Here is an 18095-nt window from a genome sequence, read left to right on the forward strand (position 1 = left end):
CTTGTGGTGTAAGAATGTCTTCAATTTGAAAGTTGATGCCTTTATATTTTGTTAAAGTAATTGAACAGTTTGTTACAAGAGTAAACCAATACTAGACTAAATATGTATATTAATTTAGATTTAGATTAAATATAATATAAATGATGCAATAGCGTTTTGTATTGTTTAATACTATCCTTATTTAATACAAAGAACAATGAAGTTCATACATATAGTTTCAGTTTATAATATGTTAAAATGAGGGGATAGTGCAAAAAATCAGGTATAAAGTTGGTGAGAAAATGCAAAAATGTCCTAAGTGTGGGGGAAATACAAGAGATGGGCAACGAAAGTGTGGTCATTGTGGGCGGCTACTACGTCAAGATGATTCAGCAAAAATAACGCGTTCATCTAAAGAAACAAAGAAAATGACAAATATTAAAGCGCGTAAAATTATACCCTTGGGGATTGCATTTTTTATCGTAATTTTACTTATCATAATTTTTATCTTATTAAAAAATTTCAATTCACCTGAGGCACAGTCAGAAATTTTGATCAATGCGATTGATAATAATGATACTCAAAAACTTTCTACTATTTTAAGTACTCAAAATAATAGTGTAGATGAAAACGAAGCAGAAGCTTATACTAGATATATCAAAGAAGAAGTAGGTATGGACAACTTTGTAAAAGATGTAAATCAAAAAATAGAGAAGCTAAACAAGAGTGACACGAAAGAAGCTGATTTTGTAACAGCCAAAAATGGCGAGGACGTACTACGTGTAAGCAAAAATGGCAGACGTTATCTAATATTTGATAATATGAATTTTACGGCACCAACAAAAGAAGCGATTATAAAACCTAAATATGAGACTACTTATAAATTTAAGTCTGGTGACAAACAAAAAACGGTTGTAGCAGAGAAAAACAAAGCAACCTCTTTAGGTAAATTTATTCCAGGCGATTATGCTTTAGAAACTAAAAAAGAGATGGAAAACGGACAGTTTGATGGTCATCTCAGGTTTAATTTTAATAATAGCAATAATGAAACTGTAGATGTACATGAAGATTTCGATGAGGCATATATTCAAGTAGAGTTAAATGGTGCTTCAGAGATAGATAAAGACTCAGTTAAAGTGAAAATTAATGATAAAACTTATGATTATGCTAAAGCAAAAGAAATTGGGCCTTATCCTAAAACTAAAGATTTAACAATATCTGCTGAAGGCGAAGCTAAGAAGAAAACATTTAAATCTGCAGAAACAACTGTGAAAACAGATAATCTAAAAGATAAAACGAAAGTTACTATGAACTTTGATAGTGATAAAATCAAAGAATACGTAGAAAAGAAAGAAAAAGAAGAAAATAGCTTCAGAAACAAGGTGGCTAATTTTTTCGGTAATTACACTGCTGCAATGAATAGCGCACACAGTCAAAGCAACTTTTCACTAGTTTCTAATTATTTAAAGAAAGATACTGATAATTATAAAGCGACTAGGAGTGGTGTAAAAGGAAATAATTTATTTTATTTACAACAACCTCAAATTACTGAAATTGTAAAACAAGGTAAAACTTATTATGTAACTGCCAATACATTGAAAGAAAATGGGCAATATGGTTCAGTTGATTATCAATTAGAAGGTAATGACGATGCTGGTAATTTAAAGATAGTTAAATATTCAGAGTGATTAAGCATTTTACGCCTTAATTACTGATAAGTATGATGTATAAGGTCCAGGGCGAAAGTAGTTGTCCTGGCCTTTTTTTTTAAAGAACCACTTCTCAATTTATTGAGTTAGTGGTTCTTACACATGAGCAAGCGCTCAGGTGGCCCAAGCTCACTTCTCTAAAGAACCACTTCTTAATTTATTAAGATAGTGGTTCTTACACATGAGTTTTACTCAGGTGCTCCGCTTTTGAAATTGAAGTGGTTCTTACACATGAGCAAGCGCTCAGGTGGCCCAAGCTCACTTCTCAATTTATTGAGTTAGTGGTTCTTACACATGAGCAAGCGCTCAGGTGAACCAAGCCCCACTTCTCTAAAGAACCACTTCTTAATTTATTAAGATAGTGGTTCTTACACATGAGTATATACTCATGCGTTCTACTTAAGAAAGTTAGTGGTTCTTACACATGAGCAAGCGCTCAGGTGGACCAAGTTCACATCTCAATTTAAGATCCTAAAGTCACAATTATTTAAAAAGAACATTCAGTTTATATGAGTCGCATGTTACTATTTAAATATCTAATTATTAAAGCTATAATAGTAGCAATGAACTTGAAAATAACTTGTAAAAGAATGTTTATAATTTTAAGAAATTAAAAAAATATAAACCTTTTCATCAACGAAATTATACATCATTGTGAGGAGAATAAATATGTCTAATTATCAAGAACAACGTAAGCAGTCTTTATTGTTCATAATTATACTCGGGGCACTCACTGCAATAGGTGCATTATCTATAGATATGTTCCTACCTGGTTTGCCACAGATCCAATCTGATTTTAATACTACAACTTCAAATTCACAATTAACTTTGTCGCTCTTTATGATCGGGTTAGCACTAGGTAACTTATTTGTTGGGCCTATATCTGATGCAATGGGACGCAAAACACCACTTGTAGTCGCAATGTTATTATTTACTATGGCAAGCATTGGGATAATTTTTGTAGAAAATATTTGGGTAATGATTGCTTTAAGATTTGTCCAAGGTTTTTGTGGTGGTGCTGGAGCTGTTATTTCAAGAGCAATTTCCAGTGATTTATATAGTGGTAAACAATTAACAAAGTTTTTAGCATTGCTTATGTTAGTTAATGGAGTTGCTCCGGTTATAGCACCAGCGCTTGGTGGTGTCATATTATCATTTGCTACTTGGCGAATGGTTTTTGTTGTATTAACAGTTTTTGGAATTTTAATGCTATTCGGTTCTCTGTTAAAAGTTCCGGAGTCTTTAGCGGTGGAACGTAGAGATAGTCCACATATTATAAGTATATTTAAAAATTTCAAATTACTATTGATGACACCAAGATTTGTATTACCTATGTTAATACAGGGTGTAACGTTTATAATGCTATTTAGTTATATTTCAGCATCACCTTTTGTTACACAAAATATTTATCGTATGTCTGCTCAACAATTTAGTATTATGTTTGCATTGATAGGTTTGAGCTTGATTTTCTCTAGTCAACTAACAGGCAAGCTGATTGATTATATAAATAGACAAACATTATTACGTATATTAACGATGATTCAATTAATAGGTGTTGTAGTTGTATCAGTTACGTTAATTATACATTTACCAATTTGGATTTTATTTATTGGTTTTATCATACTTGTAGCACCAGTTACTGGTGTAGCAACCTTAGGTTTTTCTATTGCAATGGAAGAGCGTACTGGGGGAAATGGCAGTGCATCAAGTTTATTAGGACTTGTACAATCGTTATTAGGAGGCCTAATATCTCCATTAGTAGGTATAATGGGAGAAATGAGTTTCATACCGTATGTTACAATAATTATCTTAGCAGGTATTTTACTTATTATTTTACAGATTATAAATTATTTTGTTTTTAAACCTCAGTCATTTTAAATATAAAAAAGACGCTATATTTTAAGATAGCGTCTTTTTTATGTTCAAGAATATTTGTGTTAATACCAATAAAAATATGTTTATCAACGTCTTAATTTAATTACATTTGCAAGAAGAATTTGAGCAAGTTCGTCTGCTGATTCAGGACAGCCTTCACGTATCCATAAATATACAATACCAATCTGTCCGCCCAGTGCATAAGTAACAAATTGCTTTTTCTTTTTTACATTAGTATAGTCGACAATGATTTTTGTATATGTTTCTCTAGTAAGTGTTACATAATCGGAAAATAAATCACGGTTAGGGTGTGAAACAAATATCGCATGAAAGAATCCATAATGTCGTTCGATATAAGTTAAAATACTTTTGAAAAATTTATATAATTTATAATGATTTACCTCGTCTTTATTTTGACTGTCATATAATGAATTTAATAACTTTGAATATTTTTGTAGATGATACATTTGTATTGTAGATAAAAGATCATATTTATCTACAAAGTAATCGTAAAATGTTGTTCTATTTATACCGCTATACGCACATAACATTTTTATCGTGATGTTTTCAAAAGGGTGTTCTTCTAATAGTAAAATCATACTTTTGATTATTTTATCTTTTGCTCTTTGTCTCATTTTTACTCCTTCAAAAACACGGTGGATACAAATCCAACACATTTTATATAAGTGTCGGTGTTTTTTTATTGTACATGTATCTATAATATATAAAGTGAATTTTAAAAGCAAATAGGAGGAAAGAGTAATGAAAAAAATGGTATTAATTAACATCATTACCATTGTAGTTCTTGTGATTATTGGTGTAGTCGGTTTCCACTTTTATAATCAAGCTACAGGATTTGTAAGTACAGAGAATGCCAAAGTTGACGGAGAGCAAATTAAAGTATCTGCGCCAGCATCAGGCGAAATCAAATCATTTGATGTTAAAAACAACGAAAAATTAAGTAAAGGCGACAAAGTTGCTGAAATAGCAGCTAAAGGTGGAGATGGCCAATCACAAAATATGGATATTAAAATGCCACAAGATGGAACAATCGTAAAAACTGATGGTATGGAAGGTTCAATCGCGCAAGCAGGATCTCCAATTGCTTATGCTTATAATTTAGATGATTCTTATATTACTGCAAATGTTGATGAAAAAGACATTTCAGATGTTGAAGAAGGTAAAGATGTAAATGTAAAACTTGACGGCGAAAAAGCTGAACTTAAAGGTAAAGTTGAAGAAATTGGTAAAGCTACAGCTTCAAGCTTTTCAATGATGCCTTCATCAAATACTGATGGTAACTATACTAAAGTTTCTCAAGTAGTACCTGTGAAAATCTCACTTGATTCAAAACCATCTAAAAACGTTGTTCCTGGAATGAACGCTGAAGTTAAAATTCATAAAAATTAAGGGGGGTCTATAAATGACAATGACCTTCATTATTATTTACGTAGTCATAGCGCTCATTTTTGTTGGATTGATTAATCTTTTTATGGCAAAAAGTAAGAAAAAACAATCAAAAAGACAAATGGAACAAATGAAGCAAGAAAATAACGCTTCTGATGAAAATTATCAATCTAAATTTAATATAAGTGACAAAGAAGGTTCTAACGAATCAACTATGGAGTCAGAAACAGCAACAGAAGAGAATTTGGAAGATAATGATACTTTAAGTAGTGAAGAAATGGGTCAATCAATTGATAACTCAGATGAGACAACAGATGATGACCATGAAAATATCAATCCAAATTCTGAAGAAGCAAAAGTAAACGAAAAATTAAAAGAAAAACATAGTTCCTTTATGTTTGGTAAAGGAACGTCACAAGGTAAAGTGCTATTAGCAATGATATTCGGTATGTTTATAGCAATCTTGAACCAAACGTTATTAAACGTTGCCTTGCCTAAGATCAACACAGATTTTAATATTTCTGCGAATACTGGTCAGTGGTTAATGACAGGGTTTATGTTAGTAAATGGTATTTTAATTCCGATTAGTGCTTATTTATTTAACAAATATTCTTATAGAAAACTATTTTTAGTAGCTATGACGCTATTTACAATTGGTTCTCTAGTCTGTGGTATGTCAGGTTCATTCACAGTAATGATGGCAGGACGTGTATTACAAGCGATTGGTGCTGGTATACTTATGCCTTTAGGTACGAATGTATTTATGACTATTTTCCCTCCTGAAAGACGTGGAGCTGCAATGGGGACACTTGGTATAGCGATGATTTTAGCACCAGCAATAGGTCCTACTTTATCAGGTTATATCGTTGAGAACTACCATTGGAATGTTATGTTTTATGGCATGTTCATTATTGGATTAGTTTCACTAGCTATTTCATATATTTGGTTTAGAGTTTATCAAGTTACAACCAATCCAAAAGCGGATATCCCAGGTATTATCTTCAGTACAATCGGTTTTGGTGCATTATTATATGGATTCAGTGAAGCTGGTAATAATACATGGAGTTCACCTATAGTAGTGATTTCATTAATTGTGGGAGTTATCTTTATCATTGCCTTTGTAATTAGAGAGCTCACAATGCGTGTACCGATGTTAAGCATGGAAGTATTAAAATACTCTGGATTTACTTTAACTACAGTAATCAATATGATTGTAACAATGAGCTTATTCGGAGGTATGATTTTATTACCGTTATATCTACAAAACTTAAGAGGATTTACACCAATTCAATCTGGTTTATTATTATTACCAGGTGCATTAATTATGGGAATTATGGGTCCTGTTGCAGGTAAATTGTTAGATACAATTGGTATTAAACCATTAGCTTTAGTAGGTACTGGTATCATGACTTACGCAACATGGGAATTGACAAAATTAAATATGAACACAACATATGGACATTTAATGTTGATATACATTATTCGTTCGTTTGGTATGAGTTTTATTATGATGCCGATTATGACGGCAGGTATGAATTCGTTACCACAAAGACTTATTTCACATGGTAATGCTTTATCTAATACTTTAAGACAATTGGCTGGTTCAATTGGTACAGCACTATTAGTCACAGTGATGTCAACACAAACCACACAATATGCTGCTGGTTACGCACAAGATTTAGATAAAACAAATCCATTTTTAAAAGATCGTTTACAAGAAATGGCACAATCAATGGGTGGAGAGCAAATGGCTACTTCACAAATATTAGAATTTGTACAAAAACTTGCTTCAATTAATGGTGTGAATAGTGCTTTCTTAATTGCTACAGCGCTGAGTGCACTTGCATTTATCTTAAGTTTATTCTTAAAAGGAAAAGCACATTACATTTCAAATGAAAAGTAGGTTTTCATTAAATTAGGCTAGTTAAAGTACATTAAGTTCATAACCTAGAATATGATCGCTTCTAGGTAAAAATAAACGTCAATTTCTATTGAAATAATATAGAAATTGACGTTTTCTTTAATGTTATAGAATTTTGTAGTTCGTTAAGTTACTAAATTTTAAAATTTAATGTCATATCCTAAATTTTGTTTTACTTTATGTATCTTCATAAATATATCTATTAGTATTACGTTATATTTTTATATAATGTAATTGTATAGCTATTTATTGTAAGCATAATAAAACCATACAATTTAGTTATTACCCTAATTGTATGGTTGTTTCAGTAACATAATTTAAATAATTCTTTTTTTATAAGTTTTGCGGTTTCTAAAAAATAAACTAATTAAAATCAGAGCAATGCTACATCCTAGTAGTATAAAGGCATTATGAAGCGCATCTGCTTCAGTTAAGATTTGTGTTGGTTTGACTGAAACGTAGTATTGAGACATTGAATCAGCGATACGGGTAGCAATATTTTTAATAAGGTATGAAAAACCAAAAGTAATAACCAACATAATAGCAATTACAAGTAAATTTACAATCTTTAATGCGGTTCTATTAAATACGATTGTAAAAATAGTTAAAACTAAACTAACGATACAAGCAATAAAGAACACGTAAAAGACTAATATCAATCGATCTATACTTGTTTGAAGGTCATCAATATTTTCAATATTAATGTTGAGATTCGAAAAATCATTAATTGAATCTTGGAAATTGGTTAATTGATGGAAATTAATTGTTTCTTGAACAAAAACTAAATTGAAAATAGGTTCTTTAAACATACTATAGCCAGTAATCGCTATTAGTATTAAAACGATGATATGAATAATAATACTAACCCACGATCTTTTCTTTTTTTCATATTGTGAACCACGTTGCATAGGTTCACTAGTTAAGGTGTGTTCAAAGTCTTTGAATTGTTTGTGCTTATCGGCCATAAGTACTCCTTTCACTGCGTATTGCTAGCATTTATTTATTTTGTGACTTTTGTTTTGTTATAATGTTTAATAACTGATACATTTTAAGTATTACTAACTCGATTTTTAAATACGCTAATAATGAAATTGTTAGTTTTTAAGTTACTTACATTATATTATGACTATGATTTTTGGTCATTATATTAATTTTACCATAACATTTATTTTTTTTAATAAATAAAACAAAGAATATTGAATGATAGCACAATAAATATAGATTGGATGGATTATGGAATGAAATCAAGACTAACAACTAAATTTATAAATAAATACTTGTTACCTCATAGGTCTATTATTTTCAATACAGACCAAGATTTTGAGAAATTCATGAAAAATCGTGAAAAGATTAATGATAAAAAACACAAACAGCCAGAAACATTAAATGTTAAATCTGATTTGGATAAGCAAACATTAGATGATTTGCAAGTTTTTAGATTCAGATTTAGACATAGTAAAGAAAAAAAGATTTTATATATTCATGGTGGTTATAATACTTTACAACCATCAGCTTTTCATTGGAGATACATGGATAAACTCGCATTAAGTACTTTATATGAAGTTGTTATGCCTATCTATCCAAAAGCACCAAAATATAAGATTGATGATACATTTGATGCTATTTTTAAAGTGTATAAGGAATTATTAAAAGAAGTTGATAGCGAGGATATTATTGTTATGGGTGATGGTACGGGTGGTGCTTTAGCGCTTAGTCTAGTTCAACAGTTGCAAAAGCAAGGACAACCAATGCCTAAAAAACTATATTTATTCTCTCCTTTATTAGATGCACAATTAGATAATGCAGAAATTACTGAAGCACTAGATCGAAAAGATGTACTTGTAGATAAAGAGGGTGTCCAGAAAATATTGAGTCATTGGTCGAATAACCTACCATTAAATGATAATAGACTCTCTCCTATAAACGGTAATTTAATCGATTTACCACCAATTTTTATGTTTGGTGGTACTTATGAAATTTATCTGCCAGATATGCTGAAATTTACTGAAATTTTAGCTTCAGCACAACAAGAAATTCACTTTTATGAGTATAAACGTATGGTCCATGCTTTTCCATTACTACCAATTAGAGAATCTCATAAAGTAATTAAACAAATTGTTGGAACAATTAACGAGTAAAAATACCGTGTTTTTTAGTATTTTAAAGTGATTAACCTTAGCGGACAGGATTGGAAATCAAAGTTGACTAGATTTTCAATCCTGTTTTTTATGAATAACAATAATAAATATTGATGAGTGCGTATTGTATACCAATAGTGAGTAGCTACTAGAAATACATTTGATTAATATTTAACTTAATAAAGGATAAAATAACTGCCAATAAACATAACTTCATTGGCAGTAAGATTTCTATAAAAAGCAGAACAGGATTATTGATTTATAATTGTTGTATTAATAGAATCGATGATGAATTTTTGCCCCATTAAAGTATAATGATGGGCCAATATTTCTTCGTAATCAGCGGGCGGTTGTTCAAGCATTTTAAATTTTTGTGAGGAAATGTCATAATTATTTAAAACATTTGTTGCATACTCATTAAAATTTGAAATAAAAGCCTGTTCATCTGGGTAAGATTTCAAAATGGCGTCAATGTGATCAATAGCTCTTTTTTGTCCTTGTAAATAACTAATGTCTAGGCCTCGTTTAATCAATTGACTATCAGGTCCATTGATAACAAGGCTCTTACTTTGATTTAGTTCGCTAAGTTCAAATTTAGTGTGGTCAAATAAATCATATAAATGTAATTCAATACTTGTATGGATGTTCTTTGTCATTTATTTCTCAACTCCTTATCTAGAAATTCCTATACGATGCCCCAATTGCTTTGGCCATTCTATGAGCTGTTGATTGTCGTAATAGGAAATAATTCCATTTGCATATTGTGCAGGGAAAGGGGATGTTTTTTTTGTTTTGCGATTGATACCTAACATCAAAGCTTCATTAGTTGCAACAGTTGTACCATCTGATTTTGTCATGATTGAGAAGAAGTGCACGCTTTTCTCATTATAGTCGTATAAATAAATAGTAATTTGGTATTCATCATTTTCTACTAATTCAGACAAATAAGCAGTTTGTTCTTCAACGGTAAATAGGGTATAGTTTAATATTTCACGATCCTCTAAAGATAATCCTTTTTGGTAATTAAACTGGTTGATGGCATCACTAAAAACAATATTATATTGCGCATCATGTACATGATTATTGTGATCAATCATATCTTGTGTTACGTAGTGATTAACAGTAAATAGGTTTTGCATGAAAACACTCCTTGATAGTCGAAAGTTAATAATCAAATGGTAACAAGTTTTACTTGTCTACAATGTTAGTTTACTAAAAATAACATAAACTTACACTTGAACGGTTTCATGGTAAAATAAAGTAAATGATTTAGGGAGGGAAAATATGCCAATTACAATTAAATATCAAATTTCTGGGCAGGCATTAACGCAAGCTTCATGCTTTAATGATGTACCTGAATCAGCAATATTCGTTTGGTACGATTTTTACAACCCTTCAGTATCAGAAAATGAGATTTTTAAGTCGTATTTTAACTTTAATAAACTTGAAATCGATGATACAGTTAATGGGACACCTAGGGCAAAATATAAATCATACGATACATACCAATATATTGTATTACATAGTATTGATACTAATAATAGCGGTGACAAAGCGTTGAATTTATTTATAAAAGATAAAGTGCTTATTACGTATCATCATCAGCCGTTTTCAGTTTTAAATAACCTAGCATATATGTTAATGGGAGAGAATCAAAATGGTTTGCATACATCTGATGTTGCATTGCACATCTTAGATAAAATGGTGGATAGTTACTTTGATTTGATCTATGAAATCGAAGATAAAGTATACGAATTTGAGGATTATCAACTCAAGGACGCTTCCGTTAAGATTATTATGGAAGAGGTATTTAAAATAAGATCAAATATTATAAAAATGAAGCGCATTGTTTATCCAATTCAAGAATTAGTTGATAACATCAAAGAAAGCGGCCTATTACTTGTAGATGAGAAGAATCATATGTATATTCAACATATAGATGATCATATTATAAAACAACAAAATATTTTGAAAATGTCTCAAGAGATGACTGATGAAATTAAAGATAATTATTCGTCATATAACTCATTTAAAATGAATAGTATAATGCAAATACTGACTCTGGTATCGGTGATCTTTCTACCTTTGACATTGATTACAGGTATATACGGTATGAATTTTACAAATATGCCTGAACTGAAATGGCATTATGGCTATTATATCGTCTTAACAATTATGTTAGTGATAAGTATTGGCTGTATAGTCTATTTTAAAAAAGAAAAATGGTTTTAATAGGTTATAGCAATATAAGGATAGTTCGATATAATGAATTTAATATAAAAATGTGTTGAAAGTAGGAGCGGAAAATGAGCGATATAAAAAGAGAACAACGTAAAAATGAACACGTAGAAATAGCAATGGCACAGAAAGACGCAACAATTTCAGATTTTGATGAAATAAGGTTTGTACATCATTCTATTCCTAATATCGATGTTGATGATGTTGATTTAACGAGTAATTTAACAGACTTTACGTTAAATCAACCATTGTATATTAATGCGATGACTGGTGGTAGTGAATGGACGAAACAAATTAATGAAAAATTAGCTGTTATCGCACGTGAGACTGGAATTGCGATGGCTGTCGGTTCAACGCATGCAGCATTAAGAAACAGCAAGATGGCTTCTTCATTTAGTATCGTACGTGAAACAAATCCAGAAGGTATCATTTTTAGTAACGTGGGGGCAGATGTGCCTGTAGATAAAGCCATAGAATCAGTAAAATTACTTGATGCTCAAGCTTTACAAGTTCATGTTAATGCTCCACAAGAATTAGTGATGCCTGAAGGTAATAGAACTTTTTCTACATGGATGGAGAATTTAGCACAAATTGTAGCACGAGTAGATGTGCCTGTTATAGTTAAAGAAGTTGGCTTTGGTATGAGTAAAGAAACGATTAAAAGTCTTAACGAAATCGGTATCAAGTACGTAGATGTAAGTGGTAGGGGCGGTACTAATTTTGTCGATATTGAAAATGAAAGACGAACATATAAAGATATGGATTATTTAGGCTTATGGGGGCAAACAACTGTAGAGTCTTTATTAGAAAGTACCGCATATCAACAAGATATGGATATTTTGGCAAGTGGTGGTGTCAGAACACCTTTAGATGCTGTGAAATGTCTTGCTCTCGGTGCTAGCGCAGTAGGAATGTCACGTCCATTTTTAAATCATGTTGAAAAATATGGTATCACTGAAACACTAAATTATACAGAACAATTTACGGAACACATGAAAAAAATCATGACGATGCTTGATGCAAAAGCAATCAAAGATTTACAACATGCACAAATGATATTTAGCCCAAAACTACAATCATGGATTGAACAAAGAAGCTTAGATATTAAATAAGACAATGCTATAAAACAGTAAATATATGAAACCAAATTAAAACAAGGTCGGCGCAGTTTATTCCTAACTGTTCCGACCTTGTTTTTTAAATGACTGATTTGTTTATACAAGTTTTACTCGTATTAAAGTTATGAAAGGGTTAAATTCATATGAATTTAACTAAAAATATTAATGAAAGTTGTAACTATAGGCACACCTAATAAATCAATTAAAAAGGCACCTACAATTGGTACAACTAAATATGCTTTTGGAGATGCACCATATTTTTTTGTTATAACATCTAAATTAGCCATAGCGTTTGGCGTTGCGCCAAGGCCGTGTCCAATAAACCCACCAATCATAACTGCTGCATCATAATCTTTGCCCAATCCTCGGAATAAAATTAGTACAGAGAATAAGACAATAAATACAACTTGTACCAATACAATAATGATTAATGGAATTGCCAATTGATAAATTTCAGTTAGTTTAATACTCATTAATGCAATAGATAAAAAGAGGCTAAGTGAGACGTCACTAATACTGTTAATGAGTTTCATATCAATAATATTTAAATTACTGTATTCAGATATATTTCGTATAATAACTGCAATAAACATTGCTCCTACATATATAGGGATATTTATACCCGTTAAATCAGAAAATTGAGTCCCTAAATATGAACCGATAGCCATACAAATGGCAACAATTGCAAATTGCATTAGAAATATAGTAGTTGGTGCCATACGCTTATGTAGATATTGATTAGAGGTTACATCACTATAATCTTCCATCGTTTCTTCAGCGTTTTCAGGTTTTAAGTTATATTTATTAATTAAAAATTTTACAACAGGACCTCCTATTAAACCACCAGCAACTAAACCTAAGGTTGCCGCTGCTAAGGCTGCTGTTACTGCAGAATCAATACCTAGGTCTTGGACTGTTTTCCCATAGGCAGCTGCATTACCATGTCCGCCTTCCATTGACATAGAACCGGCTGTTAAACCTAATAAAGGCGGTATATTTAATAATTTTGCCAATGATACGCCGATGATGTTTTGAAAGAATGCCAGGACGCCACAAAAAATAAAATATAATATTAAGACTTTACCACCTAAACGAAGAAGTTTAAATGACGCTCCTAGTCCAATCGTTGTAAAAAATGCAAGCATAAAGAAATCTTGAATGAAATCAGAATCTAACTTTATAGTTAATAAACCTGTTGTTTCTAGAATTGCTACAATGATAGCAAAGAGTAAACCACCAATGACTGGTGCAGGTATACATAATCTTTTTAAAATACTAGCATGATTAATAATATAGATACCTACAAGATATAATACACTTGCTAGGGCTAAAGTAGTAATAGCATCTAACTCTAGCATGTTCATTCCTCCCTTAATAATAAGATACAAAACTAATAAATTATTCATATATAATCGCTCAAAAGTGAGCGCTTACAAACCCGTAATTTCGATTATACATTTTTGAAAATCAGAATGATAGTAATAGAAATGATTATAAAAAAATTTAAGTAAAAAACAAAGCGAAAGTACTTTTATCGCAATAAAAACTTTAAGGGCAGGGGTCGTTTGCAACTCGAACAACAAATTATAAATCAGTACCTTGTAATGTATAGTAGTGTGTGTTATATTTTATTCGAAGCTACTGTGTAATGTATAGTACTGATTTAAATTATAAGGAGGACATTAATGAATAGCCAATTTAAAAAGGGTGCATTAGAACTTATCGTTTTACTCATAGTTAAAAAGGATGATCAATATGGTTATTCACTTGTTCAAAATATATCAAGGTATATGACTATTGCTGAAGGAACAGTTTACCCATTACTCAGAAGATTAGTTAAAAGTGGGGAATTAACTACTTACTACCAACCTTCAACAGAAGGACCATCACGGAAATATTATAAAATTACTAATCAAGGTAATGAACGATTAAATTTATTATTAGATGAATGGGGAGCATTTACAGCAGCCGTGAATCAATTTATTAAGGAGAGTGACGTTAATGCGTAGAACGGAGTATCTTAAAATATTGCATAAACATTTAAAGCATTTAGATGACAATGAACGTCAAGATATTATAAATGAATACGATACGCACTTTTATAGCGGGATGGAAGAAGGGAAGACTGAAAAACAAATTTCAGAAGAACTAGGTGATCCACAACAATTAGCGAAAGAATTAAATGCAAATGCAGCAATAGAAAAGGCAGAAAAAAGTAATAATATTGGTGATGTGAGTCATGCGGTTTTATCAGTAATGGGTTTAAGTATACTCAATTTTTTCGTTATTTTAATCCCTTTTGTAATCATTCTAAGTATTGCATTATCATTAATTGTAACAACACTTAGTTTTATATTTGCACCTATTGCATTATTAGTCAAAGGTGCTATAGCAGGGTTTCAAGAGATCATGTTACTTGAAGTATATACGACAGGTGTTTTGTTTGGTTTAGGTCTTATATTGTTTGTTTTAACGTACTTGGTTACAAAAGGTTTTTACATTTTATGTGTTAAATATTTGAAATGGAATATTAAAGTAGTAAAGGGGAGTGCTACTAAATGAGAAAAGTATTAGTATTTGCTTTTATAATTGGGTTAGTCACTACAGTAGTTTGTGCACTAGGGGCAATTAAACAATTTAAAATTGAACAAGAAAAAGCAAAGGATGTAACAACAAACTTTAATAAGTCATATAAAGAAAGTGATATTAAAGCATTAAAAGTTAATTTTGAGCATAGCAATCTCAAAGTAAAACATGGAGATAAATTTAAAGTAACTTCTGAAGGTTCAAATGAACAGACTAAAATTGATGCTCAGATAAATAAAGGTGAATTAAAACTTACAGATAATAATCAGACATCTAATATTAATTTGTCATTTTTAGGAATTAAAAAGAACGACGTTGTTATAACAGTACCTAAACGTTTGGAAGGTATGAAGCTTGATTCAAGTAATGGTTCAATCGAATTAAACAATATTGAAGCAGAGCAAGCATATGTATATTCAGATGTTGGTGAGCTAACAATTAAAAATTCTAAGTATAATAAACTAAAGGCTTCTAGCGATGTTGCTAGTATATTATTAGAGAAGACTATGTATAATCAAGGGGAATTTGAAACGGATACCGGACAGTTAACGATAGAAGATACGCCTATAGATAAACCTACAAATATTGATACAGATACTGGAGATGTTGTGTTGGATTATGGAAAACTTCAACCTAAGAACACACTAATAGACTTTAGTAGTGATATTGGAAATTTAAATATTGAAAATAGTAAATTAAAAAATAAAAAAATTGGTAACGGTGAGAATTTAATTAAGATTATAACAGATACAGGTGATGTGACAATTAAATAGTAAATATTGAAAGTGGAGATAATGTATATAAAATGACATTATCTCTTTTTTGATTTACCATATATATCATATAAAATACCTAGGAAATAAGGAGTTCATTTATGGAACAAACTATGCGAAGTGAAAAACAATATGGTGCCTTAGCGCTATTGCCTTTAGTAATATTTTTAGTGTTATATATAGGTGTAGGAATTACTTTTACCATTCTAGGTAAAGAAGACGCCTTTGATCAATTGCCACGTCATGTTGCAATACTAATAGGTATTGTTATAGCTTGGACTTGTTATGATAGAAAAACAGCCTTTACTAAAAAAGTACAAATATTTACTGAACATGCAGGTAATTCAGGAATAGTAAATTTAGGTCTAATTTTACTGCTTGCGGGTGCATTTTCGACTGTTACATCTGAAATGGGTGGTAAAACAGCTATGGTGAATATGGGACTTTCTGTTATTCCACCGAGTTTACTTATTCCTGGAATATTTATTATGAGTGGTTTTGCAGCATTAACATTAGGTACTTCAACTGGTGCACAAGCCGCTTTTATTCCAGTAGGTGTTGCAGTAGCACAAGCCGCTGATTTAAGTGTTGCAGCAGCTGGTGCAGCTGTTATAGCAGGAGCTTACTTTGGTGATAACTTATCTATAATTTCTGATACTACAATTGCTGCAACTAATGGCGTAGGAGCTAAGATGAGAGATAAATTCAAAATGAACGTCCTTATTGCATTGCCTGCTGCCGTGATTACAGCTATTTTCTACGCTGTTGTTGGTGGTACAGGTAAAGTGGAGGGGGACTTAAGTTATAATTTTATCAACATTTTACCTTACTTATTTGTATTAATTGCTGCAATAGCTGGTTTAGATGTCATTCTTGTGCTTATTATCGGAATTGCTATGGCGGGCCTTCTAGGTATCGTACAAGGCCAATTAGGTATATTCCAGTTCACAAAAGCTATCGGCGATGGAATGGAAAGTATGTTTACTATCTTTTTAGTAGCCTTTTTAGTTTCAGGACTTGTCGCTTTAATTCGATATTATGGTGGTATAGATTGGATCATTAAAGCAATGAAAGCGAAAGCTAAAGGACGTAAAAGTGCAGAGTATGTAATCAGTTTAATGTCTGGTGTGCTCTCTGCAGCATTATCGCATAACACATTAGCAATTATTATTTCTGCACCAATTGCAAAAGAAATTGGTGATGAATACAAAGTTCCGCCAAAACGTATGGCAAGTTTATTAGATATATTTGCTTGTTGTGCATTAATGGTCTTACCGCATGATAGTGGAATGTTAATGGTAGAACAATACGGAGATGTATCTTACTTAGAAGTATTAAAATATTCATTTTATCCAGTAATATTTGTGATTTGTACTATAATAACAATTCAATTCGGGTTGTTAGATCGTGATAAAAATAAATCATAAAATTTTAGCTAAATTGCTAAAGGGTAATTATGACGTTTATTTAGCGAATAATAAGAGGTTGAGACGATTATATGTCTCAACCTCTTATTAAATATAGAGTCAAAGTTATTACTGCCAGTATTAATCACGCCAAGTTTCATCAGGGTGCTTCATATCAGATTTTCGCATTCTTGAAACGTACGGATTGCCTTGCACAGTAAAACGTAAAGGTTTATTTGTCCATTCACCTTTGTTAGGTATTCCTATACGCCCACTTGATTCAATTATTTTAGGATATCTTCTATTTTTAGTATCTATTTGTAAACGTCCTTCATTGATTTTAGAGCCGTCTAGATGTCTTGGAATATTGAATGCTTTAGTCCATTTTCCGGGACCATTTGTTAATTCAAATCCTAATTTGCCTCGATTGTGTGACATCGCTTCGATACCTTCTTCAGGTTCTACTGCTCTGATTAATACACCTTCAGGTTGACCGTCTAATTGGGTTACAAAATTAATGAGCAAGTGCGTATGCATAACGTGCGCGTATATAGTGCCGCCAGTTTTATATAATGATTCAACTTTGGGCGTTCGCTTGCCATTAAATCCATGCGCTGCACGATCTTTTTTTCCTACATAGGCCTCTGTTTCTACTATATAGCCAGTGTACGTTTGTAATTCGTCGTGATAGATTACACGCACCCCTAATAAGTCTTTGGCAATTGTGACAGTGTTTCGTTGTATAAAATCCATGAATTGCCCTCCAATATATAGTTTGTAAATTTAAATTTTTTCGATATTTTTTTAAAAAGTTGTAAAATTGTGTTACTACTAAGGTTGTATTTTGTTACACTATTTTATGATAAGGTTAATAGGTTTTTCATATGACCTATCAAAATCTAGTACAAAATAAATCTTATCTTAAACAAATGAAATTGAAAAGAG

Annotated in this window: 17 protein-coding genes; 11 read left to right on the top strand and 6 right to left on the bottom strand. The window is 31.2% G+C overall.

The window, feature by feature from the left end; translation table 11 throughout:
- The first annotated feature begins 248 nt into the window (after positions 1 to 248).
- Positions 249 to 1667: a TcaA NTF2-like domain-containing protein gene (locus tag ACW5YJ_RS04590; RefSeq protein WP_241962518.1), complete on the top strand. Its 1419-nt coding sequence runs from the start codon at positions 249 to 251 to the stop codon at positions 1665 to 1667.
- A 690-nt stretch (positions 1668 to 2357) separates the two neighbouring features.
- Entirely contained in the window at positions 2358 to 3566 is a 1209-nt protein-coding gene (locus ACW5YJ_RS04595) for a multidrug effflux MFS transporter (protein WP_017723221.1), read from the top strand.
- Positions 3567 to 3649: 83 nt separating this feature from the next.
- Here ACW5YJ_RS04595 and ACW5YJ_RS04600 read toward each other — a convergent pair whose 3' ends face one another.
- The gene (locus tag ACW5YJ_RS04600) at positions 3650 to 4198 is read right to left on the bottom strand and encodes a TetR/AcrR family transcriptional regulator (RefSeq protein ID WP_017723220.1); all 549 of its coding nucleotides are present in this window, start codon (positions 4196 to 4198) and stop codon (positions 3650 to 3652) included.
- 127 nt (positions 4199 to 4325) lie between these two features.
- On the opposite strand from ACW5YJ_RS04600, the gene ACW5YJ_RS04605 reads away from it, so the two are divergent.
- Together ACW5YJ_RS04605 and ACW5YJ_RS04610 are read left to right on the top strand one after the other, a co-directional pair.
- Positions 4326 to 4973 carry an HlyD family secretion protein gene (locus ACW5YJ_RS04605; protein WP_457338539.1) on the top strand — a complete coding sequence of 216 codons (648 nt, stop codon included), beginning with the start codon at positions 4326 to 4328 and terminating at the stop codon, positions 4971 to 4973.
- Positions 4974 to 4986: 13 nt separating this feature from the next.
- On the top strand, positions 4987 to 6873 hold the full coding sequence (locus ACW5YJ_RS04610; protein WP_017723218.1) for a DHA2 family efflux MFS transporter permease subunit: 1887 nt from the start codon (positions 4987 to 4989) through the stop codon (positions 6871 to 6873).
- A 335-nt stretch (positions 6874 to 7208) separates the two neighbouring features.
- Here ACW5YJ_RS04610 and ACW5YJ_RS04615 read toward each other — a convergent pair whose 3' ends face one another.
- On the bottom strand, positions 7209 to 7856 hold the full coding sequence (locus ACW5YJ_RS04615) for a hypothetical protein (protein ID WP_017723217.1): 648 nt from the start codon (positions 7854 to 7856) through the stop codon (positions 7209 to 7211).
- A gap of 273 nt (positions 7857 to 8129) precedes the next feature.
- On the opposite strand from ACW5YJ_RS04615, the gene ACW5YJ_RS04620 reads away from it, so the two are divergent.
- Positions 8130 to 9029, top strand: a complete 900-nt coding sequence (locus ACW5YJ_RS04620; RefSeq protein ID WP_017723216.1) for an alpha/beta hydrolase fold domain-containing protein — start codon at positions 8130 to 8132, stop codon at positions 9027 to 9029.
- Positions 9030 to 9280: 251 nt separating this feature from the next.
- Here the strand turns inward: ACW5YJ_RS04620 and ACW5YJ_RS04625 are convergent, their stop codons facing one another.
- Both ACW5YJ_RS04625 and ACW5YJ_RS04630 read right to left on the bottom strand, forming a co-directional pair.
- Positions 9281 to 9685, bottom strand: a complete 405-nt coding sequence (locus ACW5YJ_RS04625; protein ID WP_107552086.1) for a hypothetical protein — start codon at positions 9683 to 9685, stop codon at positions 9281 to 9283.
- 15 nt (positions 9686 to 9700) lie between these two features.
- Entirely contained in the window at positions 9701 to 10168 is a 468-nt protein-coding gene (locus ACW5YJ_RS04630; RefSeq protein WP_107552088.1) for a thioesterase family protein, read from the bottom strand.
- Positions 10169 to 10313: 145 nt separating this feature from the next.
- Here ACW5YJ_RS04630 and corA point away from each other — a divergent pair, with 145 nt between their 5' ends.
- Together corA and fni are read left to right on the top strand one after the other, a co-directional pair.
- On the top strand, positions 10314 to 11261 hold the full coding sequence (corA, locus tag ACW5YJ_RS04635; RefSeq protein WP_017723213.1) for a magnesium/cobalt transporter CorA: 948 nt from the start codon (positions 10314 to 10316) through the stop codon (positions 11259 to 11261).
- 74 nt (positions 11262 to 11335) lie between these two features.
- Complete coding sequence (fni, locus tag ACW5YJ_RS04640) at positions 11336 to 12379, top strand: type 2 isopentenyl-diphosphate Delta-isomerase (RefSeq protein WP_135091810.1); 1044 nt, start codon at positions 11336 to 11338, stop codon at positions 12377 to 12379.
- A 155-nt stretch (positions 12380 to 12534) separates the two neighbouring features.
- Here the strand turns inward: fni and gltS are convergent, their stop codons facing one another.
- On the bottom strand, positions 12535 to 13743 hold the full coding sequence (gltS, locus tag ACW5YJ_RS04645) for a sodium/glutamate symporter (RefSeq protein WP_107552092.1): 1209 nt from the start codon (positions 13741 to 13743) through the stop codon (positions 12535 to 12537).
- Positions 13744 to 14070: 327 nt separating this feature from the next.
- Here gltS and ACW5YJ_RS04650 point away from each other — a divergent pair, with 327 nt between their 5' ends.
- From ACW5YJ_RS04650 to ACW5YJ_RS04665, 4 genes are all read left to right on the top strand, one after another.
- Entirely contained in the window at positions 14071 to 14394 is a 324-nt protein-coding gene (locus ACW5YJ_RS04650; protein WP_017723210.1) for a PadR family transcriptional regulator, read from the top strand.
- On the top strand, positions 14387 to 14947 hold the full coding sequence (locus ACW5YJ_RS04655; RefSeq protein WP_017723209.1) for an HAAS signaling domain-containing protein: 561 nt from the start codon (positions 14387 to 14389) through the stop codon (positions 14945 to 14947). Before ACW5YJ_RS04650 ends, ACW5YJ_RS04655 begins: the two co-directional genes overlap by 8 nt.
- Positions 14944 to 15744 carry a DUF4097 family beta strand repeat-containing protein gene (locus tag ACW5YJ_RS04660; protein WP_457338540.1) on the top strand — a complete coding sequence of 267 codons (801 nt, stop codon included), beginning with the start codon at positions 14944 to 14946 and terminating at the stop codon, positions 15742 to 15744. Before ACW5YJ_RS04655 ends, ACW5YJ_RS04660 begins: the two co-directional genes overlap by 4 nt.
- A 101-nt stretch (positions 15745 to 15845) precedes the next feature.
- On the top strand, positions 15846 to 17171 hold the full coding sequence (locus ACW5YJ_RS04665) for a Na+/H+ antiporter NhaC family protein (RefSeq protein WP_017723207.1): 1326 nt from the start codon (positions 15846 to 15848) through the stop codon (positions 17169 to 17171).
- Positions 17172 to 17291: 120 nt separating this feature from the next.
- On the opposite strand, the gene ACW5YJ_RS04670 is transcribed toward ACW5YJ_RS04665, so the two are convergent.
- A complete protein-coding gene (locus ACW5YJ_RS04670; RefSeq protein WP_017723206.1) occupies positions 17292 to 17903 on the bottom strand; it encodes a DNA-3-methyladenine glycosylase in 612 nt (203 codons plus the stop codon).
- Positions 17904 to 18095 lie beyond the last annotated feature (192 nt).

The organism is Staphylococcus sp. mip270_02, from assembly GCF_054031535.1.